This is a genomic window from Pseudorhodoferax sp. (genome assembly GCF_047601025.1).
Taxonomy (GTDB): domain Bacteria; phylum Pseudomonadota; class Gammaproteobacteria; order Burkholderiales; family Burkholderiaceae_C; genus Pseudorhodoferax.
Genome location: NZ_JASGJZ010000001.1, coordinates 4529813 through 4549451, shown reverse-complemented (window position 1 = coordinate 4549451; position 19639 = coordinate 4529813). Strand labels below are relative to the sequence as shown.

Genomic DNA, 19639 nt, shown 5'->3' with positions numbered 1-19639 from the left:
GCCAATAGGATAGCGCCAATCGATGCCCGACCCGCGAAGAGTTTCCTCGACACCCGTCGACGTCCGTGTACTGCAGGACGTGCGCGAGATCGCGCCGCAGGCCTGGGACGACCTGCTGCGGGAGCAGCCCGACGCCAACCCCTTCATGCGCCACGCCTATCTTGCGGCGATGGGCGCCAGCGGCAGCGCCACCGCCGCGACGGGCTGGACGCCGCGCCTCGTCACGCTGTGGCGCGGCGGCGCGCTGCAGGCGGCCTGCGCGCTGTACCTGAAGGAGCATTCGTACGGCGAGTACGTCTTCGACTGGGCCTGGGCCGATGCCTACCAGCGCCATGGGCTGCGCTACTACCCGAAGGCCGTGATCGCGTCCCCGTTCACGCCGGTTCCCGGACCGCGGCTGCTGGCGCGCGACGCGCCAGGCCGGCGCGCGCTGCTGCAGGCGGCCATCGACTGGTGCGCCGCCCAGGATCTGTCCTCGCTGCACCTGCTGTTCGGCAATGCGGCCGACATGCAGGCCTGCCGCGACGCCGGCCTGCTGCTGCGGCACCAGGTCCAGTTCCACTGGCACAACGCCACACCGGGCGACGGCCGGCCCTTCGCGGACTTCGAGGCCTTCTTGGCGAGCCTTACCCAGGACAAGCGCAAGAAGATCCGCCAGGAGCGGCGCAGGGTGGCGGACGCCGGGGTCCGGTTCCGCTGGCGGCGGGGCCGCGACATCGGCCCGCAGGACTGGGACTTCTTCTACCGCTGCTACGAGCGCACCTACTGGGAACACGGCAACGCCCCCTACCTGCAGCGCAGCTTCTTCCAGGCCATGGCCGAGGCCATGCCGGAGAACTGGCTGCTGTTCGTGGCCGAGCACGGCGGCCAGCCGCTCGCCTGCAGCCTGGTCGCGCTGGACGACACCTCGCGCGTGGCCTACGGCCGCTACTGGGGCGCGCTGGAACGCGTGGACCGGCTGCATTTCGAAGCCTGCTACTACCAGCCGCTGCAGTGGTGCATCGCGCAGGGCTACCGCCGCTTCGAAGGCGGCGCCCAGGGCGAGCACAAGATGGCGCGGGCGCTGATGCCGGTGCGCACCGGCAGCGCGCACTGGCTGGCGCACCCGGCGTTCGCCGACGCCGTGGAACGCTTCCTCGCGCGCGAGGGAGCGGGCGTGGACGCCTACCTGGACGAACTGGCGGCGCGTACGCCGTTCCGCCAGTCCGGCGCCTAGCGCAAGGCCTGCTCGAAATCGGCCAGCAGGTCGGCGCTGTCTTCCAGGCCGATCGAGAGCCGGATCAGGCCGTCGCCGATGTCCATCGCGGCGCGCACCTCGGCGCCGGCCTCCCAGAAGATGGTCGGCGCCACCGGGATCACCAGCGTGCGCGTGTCGCCCAGGCCGGTGGCTTTGATCGGCAGCTGCAGCCGGTTGAGGAAAGCCAGGCAGGCCGCCGTGTCCGCCAGCTCGAACGACAGCAGCCAGGAGCCGGCGTTGCCGAACAGCTGCCGCGCCAGCGCATGCTGCGGATGCGACTCCAGCATCGGGTAGCGCACCCGCACGACGGCCGGATGCGCCTCGAGCCAGCGCGCCAGTTCCAGCGCCGTGGCGCTGGTATGGGCCACACGCAGCGCCAGCGTCTCCATGCCCACGCTGATCTGGTGTGCCTGCTCGGACGACAGCATGCCGCCCATGTCGCGCAGCCCCTTCTTGCGCACCTGGGTCAGGCCCCACTGCTTCGGATCGCCCTTGCGGTAGGCGGCGAAGATGTTCGGATAGCCCTGCCAGTCGAAGCGGCCGGTGTCGGTCACGGCGCCACCCAGGGCGTGGCCGTGGCCGGACAGCGTCTTGGTCAGCGACTGCACGACCAGGCCCGCCTGCACGTCGGCGGGGCGGAACAGCGCCGGCGAGGTGATGGTGTTGTCCACCACGAACAGCAGGCCGCGCTCGGCGCACAGCCGGCCGATGGCCGGCATGTCCGCCACCTGCGTACCAGGGTTGGCGATGGTTTCGACGAACACCATGCGCGTGTTCGGCCGCAGCGCCGCGGCCACCTGGGCGGCGTCGGTGGCATCGACCGTGGTGACCTCCACGCCGAACCCGCGCAGGGTGCCGAACAAGCTGTTGGTGTTGCCGAACACGAACTGGCTCGCGACCAGGTGGTCACCGGCCCGCAGCAGCGTGAAGAACACCGCACTGATGGCCGCCATGCCGGTCGCGAAGCCGACCGTGCCGATCCCCTGCTCCAGCCGCGTGATCTGCGCCTCCAGCGCCGCCGTGGTCGGCGTGCCCTGGCGGGAATAGCTGAAGCCGCCCTTGAGCGTGCCCTGGAAGACGCCGATCAGGTCCTCGACCGTGTCGAAGCCGTACTGCACCGAGCTGTGGATGGGCTTGTGCAGCCCGCCGTGCTCGACGCCGAAGCGGCGGTCCGAATGGACGATGCCGGTGCTGATGCCTTCGGCAGCCATTCAGTGCCCGGTCTTCTTCTTGTAGGCCTCGACGCCGTCCAGCACTTCCTTCTTGGCCGCGTCGATGCCCTCCCAGCCCAGCACCTTCACCCACTTGCCGGCCTCCAGGTCCTTGTAGTGCTCGAAGAAGTGCTGGATCGCCTTCAGGCGCATCGGGTTCACGTCGTCGACCTTCTTCCAGTGGCTGTAGATCGGCAGGATCTTGTCGGTCGGCACGGCCAGCACCTTGCCGTCGATGCCGGCCTCGTCCTCCATCATCAGGATGCCGAGCGGGCGGCAGGGCACGACCACGCCGGGAAACAGCGGATACGGCGTGATGACCAGCACGTCCACCGGATCGCCGTCGCCGCTGAGCGTCTGCGGCACGTAGCCGTAGTTGCTCGGGTAGTGCATGGCCGTGGTCATGAAACGGTCGACGAAGATGGCGCCGGATTCCTTGTCCACCTCGTACTTGATCGGATCGGCATTCATCGGGATCTCGATGACCACGTTGAAGGCTTCGGGGATGTTCTTGCCGGGGGAGACTTTGTCGAGGGACATGGTGCTTTCGGAGCGGTTGAGAAAAAAGGCAGCGCCTGGGACAAACCCGGATTTTACGGGCGCGGTGTTGCGCGGACCGCTGTCAAGACACGCCGTTCACTGGATTTGCTTTTATATTGGCCCGGTTGGCCAATCGTCTTCGCGGAGGTCCGTGGCACGGCGAGGAAGCAACGCAGCGGGGGCGCCGCATGCGTTGTGCCCTTTCGAGCAACGGGAAACAGGCGTGAGGAGAGACATTCCATGACTGGCAACTCTGCGCTGATTTTGGCGCTGGTCTGCGGCTTGATCGCCGTGGCCTACGGCTTTTGGGCCCGCGGATGGATTCTGGCCAAGGACGCCGGCAATCCCCGCATGCAGGAGATCGCCGCGGCGATCCAGACCGGTGCGGCGGCCTACCTGGCCCGGCAGTACAAGACCATCGCCATCGTCGGCATCGTGCTGGCCGTGCTGATCGGCCTGTTCCTGGACGGCCGGACCGCCCTCGGCTTCATCATCGGCGCGGTCCTGTCCGGGGCCTGCGGCTTCATCGGCATGAACGTCTCGGTGCGCGCCAACGTGCGCACCGCCCAGGCCGCCACGCAGGGCATGGCGCCGGCGCTGGACGTGGCCTTCCGCGGCGGCGCCATCACCGGCATGCTGGTCGTGGGCCTCGGCCTGCTGGGCGTGGCCGGGTTCTACTGGTATCTCGTCGCCACCGGCGCGCCGGGCACCCGGCTCGGCGAGCTGCTGAACCCGCTGATCGGCTTCGCGTTCGGCTCCTCGCTGATCTCCATCTTCGCGCGGCTGGGCGGCGGCATCTTCACCAAGGGCGCGGACGTGGGCGCGGACCTGGTCGGCAAGGTCGAGGCCGGCATCCCCGAGGACGACCCGCGCAACCCGGCCGTGATCGCCGACAACGTGGGCGACAACGTGGGCGACTGCGCCGGCATGGCGGCCGACCTGTTCGAGACCTACGCCGTCACGCTGATCGCCACCATGGTGCTGGGCGCGCTGCTGGTGGCCGGCGCCGGCGTCAGCGCCGTCGTCTACCCGCTGGCGCTGGGCGCGGTGTCCATCGTCGCGTCCATCATCGGCTGCTTCTTCGTGAAGACCGCGCCGGGCATGAAGAACGTGATGCCTGCGCTGTACAAGGGGCTGGCGGTGGCGGGGGTGCTGTCGCTGGTCGCGTTCTGGTTCGTCACCACCTGGCTGATCCCCGACGACGCGATCGCCGCCGGTGGCAGCCAGGTCCGGCTGTTCGGCGCCTGCGCCGTGGGCCTGGTGCTGACGGCCGCGCTGGTCTGGATCACCGAGTACTACACCGGCACGCAGTACGCGCCGGTCAAGCACATCGCCCAGGCCTCCACCACCGGCCACGGCACCAACATCATCGCCGGCCTGGGCGTGTCCATGCGCTCCACGGCCTGGCCGGTGATCTTCGTCTGCATCGCGATCTGGGTGGCCTATGCGCTGGCGGGGCTGTACGGCGTGGCCGTGGCCGCGACCTCGATGCTGAGCATGGCCGGCATCGTGGTGGCGCTGGACGCCTACGGCCCGATCACCGACAACGCCGGCGGCATCGCCGAGATGGCCGAGCTGCCCAGCAGCGTGCGCGACATCACCGATCCGCTGGACGCCGTGGGCAACACCACCAAGGCCGTGACCAAGGGCTACGCGATCGGCTCGGCCGGCCTGGCGGCGCTGGTGCTGTTCGCCGACTACACCCACAAGCTGGAGGTCTACGGCCATCCCATCACGTTCGACCTGTCCAACCCCATGGTCATCATCGGCCTATTCATCGGCGGGCTGATCCCCTACCTGTTCGGCGCGATGGCGATGGAGGCCGTCGGCCGCGCAGCCGGCTCGGTCGTGGTCGAGGTGCGGCGCCAGTTCCGCGAGATCCGCGGGATCATGGAGGGTACGGCCAAGCCGGAGTACGGCAAGGCGGTGGACATGCTGACCTCCGCGGCGATCAAGGAGATGATGATCCCCTCGCTGCTGCCGGTGGTCGTGCCCATCCTCGTGGGCCTGCTGCTGGGCCCGGCCGCGCTGGGCGGCCTGCTGATGGGCACCATCGTCACCGGCCTGTTCGTCGCCATCTCCATGTGCACCGGCGGCGGCGCCTGGGACAACGCCAAGAAGTACATCGAGGATGGCCACCACGGCGGCAAGGGCTCGGAGACGCACAAGGCCGCCGTCACCGGCGACACCGTGGGCGACCCCTACAAGGACACGGCCGGCCCCGCCGTCAACCCGCTGATCAAGATCATCAACATCGTGGCGCTGCTGATCGTGCCGGTGGTCATGAAGTTCCATGCCGGCCCCGCCCCTGCCGCGGCGCCGCCGGTCCCGCCGGCCGCGGCCAGCGCCGATGCGCCCTCGTTCCTGGTGGAAGCCGGCGTGGTCAAGTTCTACTTCGCGACCGGCAAGGCCGACCTGGCGCCCGGCAGCGAGGCCGCGCTGCAGGACGTCGCCAAGGCGGTGGCGCAAGGCAAGCGCGCCTCGGTCAGCGGCTACCACGACGCCAGCGGCGACCCGCAGGCGAACGCCGAACTGGCCAGGCAGCGTGCCGTCGCCGTGCGCGATGCGCTGGTCGCCGCCGGCGTGGCGGCGGACCGCATCGACCTGGCCAAGCCCGCCCAGACCCTGGCCGGCGGCCCGCCGCAGGAAGCCCGGCGCGTCGAGGTGACGGTGCAGTAGCCTCGCACGCACCGGCCCGATGGCGGTACGCTCGGCGTCATGCAACTGAACTACATCGCCAACGCCAGCGTCGCCTCGGCCTCGGGCCGCACCATCCCGGTCATCGACCCGTCGGACGGCCAGCCCTTCGACGAACTGCAGCGCAGCACCGCGCAGGACATCGACAGCGCCGTGCACGCCGCGCGCCAGTGCCTGGACGGCGTCTGGGGCCGGCTGCCCGCGGCCGAGCGCGGCCGCCTGCTGATGCGCCTGGCCGAGAAGGTCGCCCAGCACGGCGAGGAACTGGCCGAGCTGGAGCAGCGCGACTGCGGCAAGCCCACCCGCCAGGCCCGGGCCGACGCGATGGCGCTGGTGCGCTACTTCGAGTTCTATGCCGGTGCCTGCGACAAGCTGCACGGCCAGACCATCCCGTACCAGGACGGCACCAGCGTATTCACCTGGCGCGAGCCGCACGGCGTGACCGGGCACATCGTGCCCTGGAACTACCCGATGCAGATCTTCGGGCGCAGCGTCGGCGGCGCGCTGGCGGCCGGCAACGTGTGCGTCGTCAAACCATCGGAAGACGCCTGCCTGTCGGTGCTGCGCGTGGCCGAGCTGGCGGCCGACGCCGGCTTTCCGGCCGGCGCCATCAACGTCGTGACCGGCTACGGCCACGAGGTCGGCGACGCGCTGGCGCGCCATCCCGGCATCGCCCACGTCAGCTTCACCGGCAGCCCCGGCGTCGGCACGCTGATCCAGCAGGCCGCGGCCGAGCGGCACTGCCCCGTGACGCTGGAGCTCGGCGGCAAGAGCCCGCAGATCGTGTTCGCCGACGCCGACCTGGACCAGGCGATCCCGGCCATCGTGAACGCCATCGTGCAGAACGCCGGCCAGACCTGCTCGGCCGGCTCGCGCCTGCTGGTCGAGCGCTCGCTGTACGAGCCGCTGCTGGAACGGCTGGGCGCGGCCTTCGAGGCGCTGCGTGTGGGCCCGGCGTCGATGGACCTGGACCTGGGACCGCTGATCCGCGCCAGCCAGCAGCAGCGCGTGTGGGACTTCCTGTCCGACGCCCAGGTCGCCCACATCCCGGTGGTGGCGACCGGCCGCGTGGTGGACGAGGCGCCCGAGACCGGCTACTACCAGGCCCCCACGCTGCTGTGCGACGTGCCGGTGGACCACCGGCTGGCGCAGGAGGAGATCTTCGGCCCGGTGCTGGCCGCCATGGCCTTCGACGACGAGGACCACGCGGTGCAGCTGGCCAACGCCACGCGCTTCGGCCTGGCCGCGGGCGTGTGGACGCGCGACGGCGCCCGCCAGTTTCGGCTCGCCAGGCGCCTGAAGTGCGGGCAGGTCTTCGTCAACGACTACGGCGCCGGTGGCGGCGTGGAACTGCCGTTCGGCGGCGTCAAGAGCTCCGGCCACGGCCGCGAGAAGGGTTTCGAGGCGCTGTACGGCTTCACCACGCTGAAGACCGTGGCCGTGCGCCACGGCTGAGCCGCGGCGCCGGCCGGCGTCAGCGGTAGATGTTCAGCGTCACCATCGCCGAGCGGCCCGGGGCCCAGCTGGCGTAGATCGGGTAGGCGCTCTGGAAGTACTTGCGGTCGAACGCGTTGTTCAGGTTGAACTGCAGGTCCATGCCGTCGTCGATGCGCCAGGTGGCCGAGAGGTCGACCCGCGCGTAGCCCGGGATCCACCGGCGCGTCGTGGCCGCCACGGACGCGTACGTCAGGCTGGAGGCCGTGACGCCGCCGCCGAGCGTCAGGCGCGGCAGCACCTTGTAGCTGCTCCACAGCGTGAGGTTGTGGCGCGGCACCATGACCAGCGGCAGGCCCGACAGGCTGGGGCTGGCCGGGCCGGCGTCGGTGGTCACGCCGTTCAGGTACGAGTAGCCGCCGAACAGGTTCCAGTCCGGCGCGGCGCGCCCGGCCACGCCGAGCTCCAGGCCGCGCACGCGCTGCGCGCCGGCATTGACGGTGCCGCCCAGGCCGTCGCTGACGCGGGCGTTGGTCTTCTCGGTCTGGAACAGCGCGGCGTTCAGCGACAGGCGCTCGTCCAGCACGTCCCACTTGGCGCCGACCTCGATGTTGCGCGACTTCTCGGGCTTGAGGTTCTGGTTGGTGGCCGTGATCTGGTCGCTGCCGCCGCCCAGCCCGGCGTTGGAGCCCGGCGGGTTGGCCGAGGTGCCGTACGAGGCGTACAGGCTCACCGGCTTCACCGGCTTGTAGACCAGACCGACCTGGTAGTTCGCCAGGTTGGCGCTGTTGCCCAGCTCGGCCACGCCGGCCTGGCTGGACTTGACGCTGAAGTGGTCCAGCCGCAGCCCGGCGCTCAGGATCCAGTGCTCGGACAGGTCGATGCTGTCGAACAGGTAGGCCGAGGCCATGCGCGTACGGGTGCGGGTGGCCGGCCCGGGAAAGCCGCGGTCGCCGTTCAGCACGGTCGTGCCGGTCCATGGGCTGCCGGGGTCCCAGGCGCCGTCCAGCGGCACGCAGTTGTAGGCCACGGCGCAGGGCCCACCGCTGCGGATGTTGTTGCCCATGGCATCGGCGACCAGGTAGCCCTCGTACAGCGAGCGCTCGGCGCTGAACTCCAGCCCGGTGGTGATGGTGTGGCGCAGGCCGGCCAGTTCCAGCCGGCCGGTCAGCTCGGTCTGGTTGGCGATGCTGTTGGTGGCGTACTTGCCGCTCTTGGCCTGCAGGCCGAGGACGTTGGAGGTGGCGCTGGTGAACTGCGGGTTGGTGGCGATGTAGTCCAGCGTGGCGCGGCCCAGCATGGTGGTGTTGCGGATCTTCCAGCCGCCGTCCAGCCGGTGCTCGACGCGGATCTCGCCGGAATCGTTCTGCGTATGGCGGTGGTCGCGCGCGTCCAGGCCGTAGAACCGCTTCCGGTTCGTCCACGCCGGCGCGCCGCCGGTCGAACGGAACGGCACGCTGAAGTCGGGCATGTCGCGCGTGTTCAGGTGGTAGTAGCCGAGCGTGACGGTGGTCGGCGTGTTCAGGCCGAAGGCGACCGAGGGCGCGATGCCCCAGCGCTTGCTGTACACGTCGCTGCGGCCGGGCTGGTCGGCGTCGTGCGCCATGGCGTTCAGCCGCACGGCGGTGGTCTCGCCGACCTGCCGGTTCAGGTCCACCGTGCCGCGGCGGTAGTTGGCGGTGCCCAGGCCGAGGCTGGCGTTGGTGAAGTTCTCCAGCCGCGGCGTCTTGGTCACGATGTCGATGCTGCCGCCCACCGAGCCGCGGCCGCCGTAGACCGAATCCGGCCCCTTGATGACGCTGATGCTGTCGATCGCGAAGGTCTCGCGGCTCTGCACGCCGGAATCGCGCATGCCGTCCACGAAGATCGAGTTGCGCGACTCGAAGCCGCGCAGCACCGGCCGGTCGGCCGCCGGGTTGGCCGCGGCATCGCCGCCGAGGAAGGTGACGCCGGGCACCGTGCGCAGCGCCTCCTCGAAGGTCGAGGCGTTCTTCTCTTTCAGCACCTCCCTGGGGATCACGGTGATGGAGCGCGGCGTGTCGCGCAGCGGCGCCGTGAACTTGTACGAGGGCAGCTCCTTGGTCTGCACGCCGGTCGGCGCCGTGTCCTGCACGGTAACGGTGGGCAGCGGCCGGGCGGCGGGATCGCCGGCCGCCGGGGGCTCCGCCTGGGCGTGGGCGCCAGCGGCGAACAGGCACATGGCGGCGGAGGCGACCGCGCGCTGCGGGCCGGGAAAGAAGTGGGGCATGGTTGGGAACGTGAAAAAGCCGGCATGGCCGGCGGGAGTGTCGTCAGGCGGCGGCAGGAACCGATCGCGCCGGCAACGAGAAATCATCGGGCCTCGCGCGGGCATGGACGGCGCGTGCGCCTTGCCCAGGAACTGTACATGCCTGGATCGTGTCCACGACAGGGGGCGCCGGGCCGCAGGCGCAGGCGCCGGCCGCCGCCCTGGCGGGTGCCGGGGCAAGGACTGCGACGCCCGCGCGCGGCCTGGCGCACCCCTGTATGCCGGCCCGGAGGACGAGGCCCCGGGCACGGCGACGGCGATGCACGTGGACGCTCATCGGGGGCCTCGCGTGGGCGTGCGAGAAGCGCTCACGGCGGCGTCTCAGCCCAGCGCCGTGTCCAGCAGCATCATCAGCACGAAGCCCAGCATCAGCCCACCGGTGGCCCAGGCCTCGTGGCCCTTGCGGTGCGACTCGGGGATGATCTCGTGACTGATCACGAACAGCATGGCGCCGGCCGCGAAGCCCAGGCCCCAGGGCAGCAACAGGCCCGAGTAGCCGATTACCGCGGCACCCAGCACGGCGCCCACCGGCTCGACCAGCCCCGACGCCATGCCCAGCCCCACGGACAGGCTGCGCCGGTAGCCGGCCGCCAGCAGCGCCGTGGCCACGACCAGGCCCTCCGGCACGTCCTGGATCGCGATGCCGGTGGCCAATGCCGCCGCGCGCATCGGGTCGGTGCCGGCAAACGCCACGCCGATGGCCAGGCCCTCGGGCAGGTTGTGCAGCGCGATCGCGAACACGAACAGCCAGGTGCGCTTGAGCTTGCGCGCCTCCGGCCCCTCCTTGCCCTTGATGAAATGCTCGTGCGGCAGCCAGCGCTCCAGCGCCAGCAGCGCCAGACCGCCCAGCAGGATCGCGGCGCCGACCATGGTGCCCGACGTCCACGGCCCCGCGCCCTTGGCCTGCGCGGCCGCCAGGCCCGGGATGATCAGCGAGAACGCGCAGGCCGCCAGCATCACACCGGCGCCGAAGCCGAACAGCGTGTCCTGCACCCGGTCCGACAGGCGCTGCGACAGCAGCACCGGCAGCGTGCCGAGCGCCGTCGCCAGCGCCGCGACGCTGCCGCCCTGCAGCGCGCCGGCCAGCACGGGGTCGGCCAGCACCTGGCGCAGCAGCTGCGCCACCGGCAGGCTCGCGCCGGCCAGCACGATGCCCCAGCCGAGCAGCTTGCGCGTGCGCACCGTCCAGGGGCTCGATGCGGGGAGGACGGTCTCGCGGTGGTGCGGCCGTGGTTCGTGCATGGGCTCTCCTTCGCGGTGCGGTCAGCGCGGTGCGCGGGCGGCGGCCAGGCGGCGCGCCACCTCGTTCCAGTCCACGACGCTGAAGAACGCCTGGATGTATTCGGCGCGCCGGTTCTGGTACTTCAGGTAGTAGGCGTGCTCCCAGACGTCCAGCCCCAGGATGGGCGTGTTGCCGGACAGCCAGCCCGACATCAGCGGGCTGTCCTGGTTGGCGCTGCTCTCCACCGCCAGCCGGCCGTCGGCGCCGACGCTGAGCCAGGCCCAGCCGCTGCCGAAGCGCGTCAGCGCGGCGCGCGTGAAGGCGTCCTTGAAGTTCTCGAAGCCGCCCAGGTCGGTCTGGATGGCCTGCGCCACCTCGCCCGCCGGCTCGCCGCCGCCCTGGGGCGACATCACCGTCCAGAACAGGCTGTGGTTGGCGTGGCCGCCGCCGTTGTTGCGCACCGCGGTCTGGATCTTCTCCGGCAGCGTGGCCGCCTTGGCGACCAGTTCGTCGATCGGCCATTCGGCCCACTCGGTGCCCTGCACCGCCGCGTTCAGGTTCTGGACGTAGGTCTGGTGGTGCTTGCCGTGGTGGATCTCCATCGTGCGCGCGTCGATGTGGGGTTCGAGCGCGTCGAAGGCGTACGGCAGGGGCGGCAGGGTATGGGTCATGGCGTGCTGCAAGGCAGGGTTGAGGAAATCGGGGAAGAGGTGTTCGTTCTTCAATGCACGGGGCCGCCGACGGCCAGGCCCAGGCAACCGGCGCGCAGTGCGCGGGAGATCGCCGGGTGCGGGCCGTTGGCCTCGAGGTGCAGCAGCAGCGCTGCATGGGTCTCGCGGCTGTGGCGCAGCGCGGCCTGCTGCAGCGCGCCGTCGGCCGCCGGGTCGCACAGCAGGCGCATCAGTGTCTCGTGCGCCTGGGCCAGCTGCGTCGCGGCCAGGTCGCTGCCGCCGGCATCGGCCTGGACCTCGGCCAGGTTGTGGTGGGACACGACCAGTGCCGCCACGCAGTCGTCGCAGCGCTCGCCGGGCGCGGCCAGCAGCGCGCGTGCGATGGCCAGGGCCTCCTGGAAACTGCTCATCGCCAGCAACAGCTGGCCTTGCCGCGCGGCGGCCGTGCCGCGGGCCATGACGGACTGCCACGGTGCCAGCAGGTCGACGGCAGCGGCTCGATTCGGAGCGGAAAGCATGTCCACGCGAACACCTCCAGTGTTGGGCCCTTTGCGTGGACAAATGTGCGTACTCGGGCGCATGGATGATAACGACTCTCAATACGATTGTCCACGGACGTGGATGCCTGCGGGGGCTGCGGCACAATTCCCGCCATGCGCCGCCACGTGATTCCCCTGATCGCCGAGGCCGCGCCGCGGCCGGCGTGGCCGGCCGGCATGCCGCTGGACCAGCTGCAGCGCCCCCTGCGCGACCTGCGCATCAGCGTGACCGACCGCTGCAACTTCCGCTGCAGCTACTGCATGCCCAAGGAGGTCTTCGGCAAGGACTACCCCTACCTGCCGCACGGCGCGCTGCTGAGCTTCGAGGAGATCGCGCGGCTGGCGCGGCTGTTCGTGGCCCAGGGCGTGCGCAAGATCCGGCTGACCGGCGGCGAGCCGCTGCTGCGCAAGAACGTCGAGCACCTGGTCGAGAAGCTGGCCGCGCTGCGCACGCCCGATGGCCGGCCGCTGGACTTGACGCTGACCACCAACGGCTCGCTGCTGGCGCGCAAGGCGGCCGGCCTGAAGGCGGCCGGGCTGCACCGCGTGACCGTCAGCCTGGACGGGCTGGACGACGCGGTGTTCCGCCGCATGAACGACGTGGACTTCCCGGTGGACGACGTGCTGCGCGGCATCGATGCGGCCCGCGCGGCCGGCCTCGGCCCGATCAAGGTCAACATGGTCGTCAAGCGCGGCGTCAACGAGCAGCAGATCCTGCCGATGGCCCGCCACTTCCGCGGCAGCGGCGTGGTGCTGCGCTTCATCGAGTACATGGACGTGGGCGCCACCAACGGCTGGCGCATGGACGAGGTGCTGCCCTCGGCCGAGGTCGTGGCCCGCCTGTCGGCCGAGCTGCCGCTGGTGGCGCTGGCGCCGACCGCCCCCGGCGAGACCGCCGAGCGCTGGGGCTACGCCGACGCCGCGGGCCGGCACGACCCGGCCGCCGGCGAGATCGGCGTCATCGGCAGCGTGACCCAGGCCTTCTGCCGCGACTGCAACCGCGCCCGGCTGTCCACCGAAGGGCAGCTGTACCTGTGCCTGTTCGCCAGCCGCGGCCACGACCTGCGCAGCCTGCTGCGCGGCGGCGCGACCGATGCACGGATCGCCGACGCCATCGCCGGCATCTGGCAGGGCCGCAGCGACCGCTATTCCGAACTGCGCGGCGCTGGCGCGGCGCCTGCCCCGCAGGCCCGTCGCATCGAGATGAGCTACATCGGCGGGTGATCGCGCAGCACGACATCACGGGCCTGGTGCTGGCGGGCGGACGCGGCAGCCGCATGGGCGGCATCGACAAGGGGCTGGTGCCGTTCGGCGGCGTGCCGCTGGCGCTGCACGCGCTGCGCCGCCTGCAGCCGCAGGTCGGCAGCCTGCTGATCAATGCGAACCGGCATCCGGACGTGTACGCCGGCTTCGGCGTGCCGGTGGTGCGCGACGCGCAGCCGGACTTCCCCGGCCCGCTGGCCGGCCTGCTGGCCGGCCTGGCGCAGGCGCGCACGCCCTATCTCGCCAGCGTGGCCTGCGACACGCCGAGGTTCCCGCACGACCTCGTGGCGCGTCTGGCCGCGGCGCTGGCCGCACAGCCCGCCGCCGGCCTGGCCATGGCCGCCGCACCCGACGCGCACGGCCGCCTGCGCCCGCAGCCGGTGTTCTGCCTGCTGCGCGCCGGCCTGCAGGCGCGCCTGCGTGACTTCCTCGCGGCCGGCGGCCGCAAGGTCGGCGCCTGGGCGGCGGCCGAACATGCCGTGCTGGTGCCGTTCGACCGCGCCGGCGACGATCCGCAGGCGTTTGCGAACGCCAACACGCCGGAGGAACTGCAGGCGCTGGAGCGTGGCTGAACGGCGGGCCGCGGAGCCCCTCCGCGCAGGCCCGCTTTCAAATGGCTGCGGTGGCAATCCACCGCATGCTGAGCGGGCAAAGAAGTTCTCTGCCAGATGGCGTGGCCCAACGAGGCGTGGGCTCCATGCTGCGAATACGCGCCCGCCAGACGCGGTCAGCATGGCCGTGAAATGGCTTCGCCCCAGGGAACGCGCTGCAGACTACTGACGTTTGTCCAGCGGGCGGACCAGCGCCGCCACATCGATGTCCAGGGCATACGCGAGCCGAACGATGTTGTGCAGCGACAGGTTGCGCTCCCCGCGCTCCACCGAACTCACGTAGTTCGTGTGCAGATCCGCCCTTTCGGCCAGGGCCTCCTGCGTCAACGCCTGGGCCTCACGGAAGCCACGCAGCGTGGCCCCGAAGACCACCTGGGACTTTTCCTTGGAGGGTGCCTTGGGAAGCTGCCTGGGCATCCCAAGAGTTTTCCGGTACCCATACTCCGAGTACACACACTATGAGTTTGATTTGTGGCATCATGGTGCGATGGGAAGTGCCGCGAGAGCAGAGTTGGAATTTTCCAAGTAGCCGCTTACTGAAATGCAGTTCCAGTTCTTCAACGACCTGGCGAAGGCCGCAGACAGAATACTTCACTCCGAACCTCGGACGATTAATCATTAACTCCCAGGAGGCAGACAACCCAGAAACCATCACTCAGTCGTATTTTTTAAGCTTCACTATTTGAAAGAGAAATATGAATGACTGTGAAAACCTCTTGACATTCGATACAACGCTCGTCAAGACAGACTTTGCCACTCAGTTTGCTTTTCTTTCGTCAGTGACGGAGCAGAACTACGAGGACATGAAGAAAGATTTCTCCGCGTTCGTGCCAGGTTACTTCGATGGCTCCTACTCTGAATTCAACCAGAAGCGCAATATAACGACCCAATTGGTGTCATTGTCGTCATCGACCAGTTTCGTGCAATCGTATCAAAAGAGATCGCTGAGCCCAGGTGCCGCAGAAAGCTACGCGAGATGCCTGGTAGATAAGTCAAGAAAGCTGATTGGAGCCTGGATCAGCCACGTTTCCGAAGATGTCATCGTCGTTTCCATCCGGACCGGTGCCGCAGGAGAAGACAAGGTCACGGTGACAGCACACTCGCCCTCATTGAAGATGGATCCAATGACCTTGCTGCCCGGCAGGGTGACAGCCATTCCTGTGGATTACGACAAAAGAAAAGACTTCCTTTTGGTGCTGAACGCAAAATCGGAGAAGACTGGCACGCAAGATGCAGCCGTCGTCGAATATCCAAGGCGGAGATCTTTGGTAATGAAGACAGAGGTCACGGAAATCAAAGGGCACATCGAAGCCGGGGCCGGATTCAACGGAAATACCTCTGCAAATCCACACTGGCTTGATGCCGATCTCCTGGCGCCTGATGGAGCCTATTTCAAGAGAGAAACGCTGACGGAAGTATCGCGCGAAAAGGTGTGGGCGCTGGGTGGGCTACGCTACTTCGTTCTGGAAATAACTGAAGGCCGGGATTCTTCAGGACGCCTCGTGCGGCTACACCTGCACCCCACCAGTATCGACGGCACTGACGGTGATCATCAAGGGAATGTCCGGATCCACTACATGGTCAGGGCTTATCGTGATTACGTAGTCGACGAAGACGCCCAAGTAGACACGACAACGCCGACAGCCCATATCCCAAGCATTATTTCAGCGTCCGCGCCACAGTCGATCACTTGGGGGGCGCCGATCGTGGCGTAGTAGCCGCGCAAGCCACGCACGCACTCACCCCACCCAGCGCCGCGCGTTGTGCCAGATCTCCATCCAGGGACTGGCGGCGCCCGGGTCGCCCGAGGTCCAGCTCATCTGGATGTTGCGGAACACGCGCTCGGGGTGCGGCATCATGGCCGTGAAGCGGCCGTCGGCCGTGGTCACAGCGGTCAGGCCGCCGGGGCTGCCGTTCGGGTTGAACGGGTAGGCCTCGGTCGGCTGGCCATGGTGGTCGGTGTAGCGCAGCGCCGCGATGGCCTTGGCCGCATCGCCGCGCCGCGCGAAGTTGGCGAAGCCCTCGCCGTGCGCGACCGCGATCGGCAGCCGGCTGCCGGCCATGCCCTGGAAAAACAGGCTGGGCGAATCCAGCACCTCCACCTGCGACAGCCGCGCCTCGAAGCGCTCGCTGCGGTTGGTCGTGAAGCGCGGCCAGGCCTGCGCGCCCGGGATGATGTCGGCCAGCTCGGCGAACATCTGGCAGCCGTTGCACACGCCCAGGCCGAAGGTGTCGCCGCGGCCGAAGAAGGCCTGGAACTGCTCCGCCAGGCGCGCATGGAAGATGATCGAACGCGCCCAGCCCACGCCAGCGCCCAGCGTGTCGCCGTAGCTGAAGCCGCCGCAGGCCACCAGGCCCTGGAAGTCCGCCAGGTTCGCGCGGCCGGTCTGCAGGTCGGTCATGTGCACGTCGAAGGCCTCGAAGCCGGCCTGCGTGAACGCGAACGCCATTTCCACGTGCGAATTGACACCCTGCTCGCGCAGCACCGCGACCCGGGGCCGCCTGGCCAGCAGCGCCGGCGCGGCGGCCGCGGCCGGCGTGAACGTCAGGGCGACCTGCAGGCCCGGGTCGTCCGGTGCGCCGGCCGCCGCGTGCTCGGCGTCGGCGCAGGCCGGGTTGTCGCGCTGCCGGCAGATCTTCCAGCTCACGCTATCCCAGACCTGGTGCAGGTCGGACAGCTTGGCGGAGAACACCGCCTTGGTATCGCGCCAGACCTGGACCTCGCCCACGCCCATCGCGATCGCGCCGCCGGCCGGGCGCGTCTTGCCGACGAAGTGGCTCCACTTGGACAGGCCGTGCGCACGCAGCACCTGCATGACCTCGTTGCGCTCGGCGGTGCGCACCTGCAGCACCACGCCCAGCTCCTCGCTGAACAAGGCCTTGAGTGTCAGTTCCTCGCGCCGCGCCGAGACCTGGCTGGCCCAGTTCTTGGCGTCGCCGTACTCGGCCCGGCTGTCGCTGATGCCGTCGCCCTCGGTCACCAACAGGTCCACGTTCAGCGCCACGCCCACATGGCCGGCGAAGGCCATCTCGCAGACGGTCGCCAGCAGGCCGCCGTCGCTGCGGTCGTGGTAGGCCAGGATGCGGCCCTGGGATCGCAGTTCGTTCACCGCCGCCACCAGGCGCACCAGGTCCTGCGGGTCGTCCAGGTCCGGCGCGGCGTCGCCGACCTGGCCCAGCGTCTGCGCCAGGATGCTGCCGCCCATGCGGTGCCGGCCCTTGCCCAGGTCGACCAGCACCAGCGTGGTGTCGGGCTCGGTGGCGTCCAGCTGCGGCGTCAGCGTGCCGCGCACGTCGGCCAGCGTCGCGAAGGCCGAGACGATCAGGCTGACCGGCGCGCTGACCTGCTTCTTCTCGCCGCCGTCCTGCCACTGCGTGCGCATGGACAGCGAATCCTTGCCGACCGGGATCGAGATGCCCAGCGCCGGGCACAGCTCCATGCCCACGGCCCGGACGGTGGCGTACAGCGCGGCGTCCTCGCCGGGCTGGCCGCAGGCCGCCATCCAGTTGGCCGAGAGCTTGACGCGCGGCAGCTCGATCGGCGCGGCCAGCAGGTTGGTGATGGCCTCGGCCACCGCCATGCGGCCGGAGGCCGGCGCGTCGATCACCGCCAGCGGCGTGCGCTCGCCCATGCTCATGGCCTCGCCGGCGAATCCGGCGTAGTCGGCCAGCGTGACGGCGCAGTCGGCCACCGGCACCTGCCAGGGCCCGACCATCTGGTCGCGGTGCGACAGGCCGCCCACAGTGCGGTCGCCGATCGTCACGAGAAAGCGCTTGGACGCCACGGTCGGATGCGACAGCACGTCGATCACGGCCTGCTGCAGCGCCACGCCATCCAGGTCCAGCGGCGCGAAGCGGCGCGCGACGGTGCGCACGTCGCGGTGCATCTTGGGCGGCTTGCCCAGCAGCACGTCCATCGGCATGTCGACAGCTGCCTCCACGCTCGGCACGGGCGCGTCCGCGCCGCCCCTCGCCGGGGCGCCCGCCGCCTCGGGGCGGCCCGGCGGCGGCTCGGCGGCTTCGTGCGCCTCGGCGCCGGCCAGTACCAGCTGGCGCTCCTCGGTCGCGCGGCCGACCACGGCGAACGGGCAGCGCTCGCGCGCGCAGAACGCGGCGAAGCGCTCCAGCGACTCGGGCGCGATGGCCAGCACGTAGCGCTCCTGGCTCTCGTTGCACCAGATTTCCTTGGGCGCCATGCCGCTTTCCTCCAGCGGCACGGCCGCGAGGTCGAAGCGCGCGCCGCGGCCAGCGTCGTTGGTCAGCTCCGGGAAGGCGTTGGACAGGCCGCCCGCGCCCACGTCGTGGATGGCCAGGATCGGGTTGTCCGCGCCCTGCTGCCAGCAGCGGTTGATGACCTCCTGCGCGCGGCGCTCGATCTCGGGGTTGCCGCGCTGCACGGAGTCGAAGTCCAGCTCGGCCGCGTTGGCGCCGGTGGCCATGGAGCTGGCCGCGCCGCCGCCCATGCCGATGCGCATGCCGGGCCCGCCCAGCTGGATCAGCAGCGTGCCGGCCGGGAAGCGGATCTTCTCGGTCTGCTCCGCCGCGATCGACCCCAGGCCGCCGGCGATCATGATGGGCTTGTGGTAGCCGCGGCGCAGGCTGTCCACGTCGGACGACGCGGCCTGCTCGTACTCGCGGAAGTAGCCCAGCAGGTTGGGCCGGCCGAACTCGTTGTTGAAGGCCGCGCCGCCCAGCGGGCCCTCGGTCATGATCTGCAGCGGCGTGGCGATGTGGCCGGGGCGGCCGTAGGCGTCGTCGGCGGCATCGGGCCAGAGCCGGGAGACGGTGAAGCCGGTCAGCCCGGCCTTGGGCCGCGAGCCGCGGCCGGTCGCGCCCTCGTCGCGGATCTCGCCGCCGGCGCCGGTGGAGGCACCCGGGAACGGCGAGATCGCGGTCGGGTGGTTGTGCGTCTCCACCTTCATCAGCACGTGGTGCAGCGCGCTGCGGGCGGCGTAGGCGCCGTCCTCGCCGGCCGCGAAGCGCTGGATCGTGCCGCCCTCCATGACCGAGGCGTTGTCGGCGTAGGCGATGACGGTGTGCTGCGGCGCCAGCTGGTGGGTGTTGCGGATCATGCCGAACAGGCTCAGCGCCTGCTCCCGGCCGTCGATCGTGAACCGGGCGTTGAAGATCTTGTGGCGGCAGTGCTCGCTGTTGGCCTGCGCGAACATCATCAGCTCCACGTCGGTCGGGTTGCGGCCGAGCCGGGTGAAGGCGTCCAGCAGGTAGTCGATCTCGTCCTCGGCCAGCGCCAGGCCGAAGCTGCGGTTGGCTGCCTCCAGCGCGGCGCGGCCGCCGGCCAGCACGTCCACGTGGGCCATGGGCTCGGCCTCGAGCACGCTGAACAGGCGCGCTGCCTGCGCACGGTCGGCCAGCAGGCTCTCGGTCATGCGATCGTGCAGCAGGCCGCCCACGGCCTGCCACTGCGCCGCGTCCAGCGCCGGCCGGCCGCCGAGCAGGCCGGCCTTCATCGCGACCCGGTATTCGGTGATGCGCTCGACGCGGCGCACCGGCAGGCCGCAGTTGTGCGCGATGTCGGTGGCCTTGGAGGCCCAGGGCGAGACCGTGCCCAGCCGCGGCGTGACCACCAGCAGCGGGCCGTCCCGCGGCCCCTGGTACGGATCGCCGTAGTCCAGCAGCGCGGCCAGGCGCTGCGCGGTGGCGGCGTCCAGCGGCGCATCGGCCTGCACCAGGTGCACGTGGCGCGCCGCCAGGCCGATGATCTTGTCGTGCACCGCCTGCAGGCGGGGAAGCAGTTGCTGGACGCGGAAGTCGCTCAGGGCGTTGCCGCCGTCGAGCTGGATCAGGTGCGAGGTCACGTTGTGGCGGCCGGTGGAGCGGTGGGCGCAGCGGCCGGGCAGGCGCTGACTGGGCCTGGCGGAACGCCGCGACAAGGGAAACGGGCAATTTTAGCGGCGCCTTCCCGCGCG

Annotated in this window: 14 protein-coding genes; 6 read left to right on the top strand and 8 right to left on the bottom strand. The window is 70.1% G+C overall.

Annotated features, from left to right (window positions below; all coding sequences use genetic code 11):
- The first annotated feature begins 22 nt into the window (after positions 1-22).
- Positions 23-1216: a GNAT family N-acetyltransferase gene (locus QM782_RS21075; RefSeq protein WP_415204832.1), complete on the top strand. Its 1194-nt coding sequence runs from the start codon at positions 23-25 to the stop codon at positions 1214-1216.
- Here QM782_RS21075 and QM782_RS21070 read toward each other — a convergent pair.
- Both QM782_RS21070 and ppa read right to left on the bottom strand, forming a co-directional pair.
- Positions 1213-2448, bottom strand: a complete 1236-nt coding sequence (locus QM782_RS21070; protein ID WP_415204831.1) for a cystathionine gamma-synthase family protein — start codon at positions 2446-2448, stop codon at positions 1213-1215. The genes QM782_RS21075 and QM782_RS21070 overlap by 4 nt on opposite strands.
- A complete protein-coding gene (gene ppa, locus QM782_RS21065) occupies positions 2449-2988 on the bottom strand; it encodes an inorganic diphosphatase (RefSeq protein ID WP_415204830.1) in 540 nt (179 codons plus the stop codon). It lies immediately after the preceding gene.
- A gap of 240 nt (positions 2989-3228) precedes the next feature.
- On the opposite strand from ppa, the gene QM782_RS21060 reads away from it, so the two are divergent.
- Together QM782_RS21060 and QM782_RS21055 are read left to right on the top strand one after the other, a co-directional pair.
- Complete coding sequence (locus tag QM782_RS21060; protein WP_415204829.1) at positions 3229-5667, top strand: sodium-translocating pyrophosphatase; 2439 nt, start codon at positions 3229-3231, stop codon at positions 5665-5667.
- Positions 5668-5706: 39 nt separating this feature from the next.
- On the top strand, positions 5707-7140 hold the full coding sequence (locus tag QM782_RS21055) for an aldehyde dehydrogenase family protein (RefSeq protein WP_415204828.1): 1434 nt from the start codon (positions 5707-5709) through the stop codon (positions 7138-7140).
- A gap of 19 nt (positions 7141-7159) precedes the next feature.
- Here QM782_RS21055 and QM782_RS21050 read toward each other — a convergent pair whose 3' ends face one another.
- The 4 genes from QM782_RS21050 to QM782_RS21035 form a co-directional block, all read right to left on the bottom strand.
- A complete protein-coding gene (locus tag QM782_RS21050) occupies positions 7160-9367 on the bottom strand; it encodes a TonB-dependent receptor (RefSeq protein WP_415204827.1) in 2208 nt (735 codons plus the stop codon).
- A gap of 360 nt (positions 9368-9727) precedes the next feature.
- The gene (locus tag QM782_RS21045) at positions 9728-10648 is read right to left on the bottom strand and encodes a ZIP family metal transporter (protein ID WP_415204826.1); all 921 of its coding nucleotides are present in this window, start codon (positions 10646-10648) and stop codon (positions 9728-9730) included.
- Positions 10649-10669: 21 nt separating this feature from the next.
- Complete coding sequence (locus tag QM782_RS21040; protein WP_415204825.1) at positions 10670-11299, bottom strand: superoxide dismutase; 630 nt, start codon at positions 11297-11299, stop codon at positions 10670-10672.
- A gap of 50 nt (positions 11300-11349) precedes the next feature.
- Positions 11350-11823 carry a hypothetical protein gene (locus QM782_RS21035; RefSeq protein ID WP_415204824.1) on the bottom strand — a complete coding sequence of 158 codons (474 nt, stop codon included), beginning with the start codon at positions 11821-11823 and terminating at the stop codon, positions 11350-11352.
- Positions 11824-11952: 129 nt separating this feature from the next.
- Between QM782_RS21035 and moaA the strand changes: the two genes are divergently transcribed.
- On the top strand, positions 11953-13062 hold the full coding sequence (gene moaA, locus QM782_RS21030) for a GTP 3',8-cyclase MoaA (RefSeq protein ID WP_415204823.1): 1110 nt from the start codon (positions 11953-11955) through the stop codon (positions 13060-13062).
- Positions 13059-13673 (top strand): molybdenum cofactor guanylyltransferase MobA, encoded by a 615-nt coding sequence (mobA, locus tag QM782_RS21025; RefSeq protein WP_415204822.1) that lies wholly within the window; start codon positions 13059-13061, stop codon positions 13671-13673. Before moaA ends, mobA begins: the two co-directional genes overlap by 4 nt.
- A gap of 201 nt (positions 13674-13874) precedes the next feature.
- On the opposite strand, the gene QM782_RS21020 is transcribed toward mobA, so the two are convergent.
- On the bottom strand, positions 13875-14129 hold the full coding sequence (locus QM782_RS21020) for a helix-turn-helix domain-containing protein (protein WP_415204821.1): 255 nt from the start codon (positions 14127-14129) through the stop codon (positions 13875-13877).
- A 278-nt stretch (positions 14130-14407) separates the two neighbouring features.
- Between QM782_RS21020 and QM782_RS21015 the strand changes: the two genes are divergently transcribed.
- Positions 14408-15427, top strand: coding sequence for a hypothetical protein (locus QM782_RS21015; protein ID WP_415204820.1), 1020 nt, complete (start codon positions 14408-14410; stop codon positions 15425-15427).
- A 24-nt stretch (positions 15428-15451) separates the two neighbouring features.
- Here the strand turns inward: QM782_RS21015 and purL are convergent, their stop codons facing one another.
- Positions 15452-19528 carry a phosphoribosylformylglycinamidine synthase gene (purL, locus tag QM782_RS21010; protein ID WP_415204819.1) on the bottom strand — a complete coding sequence of 1359 codons (4077 nt, stop codon included), beginning with the start codon at positions 19526-19528 and terminating at the stop codon, positions 15452-15454.
- Between the last annotated feature and the right edge of the window lie 111 nt (positions 19529-19639).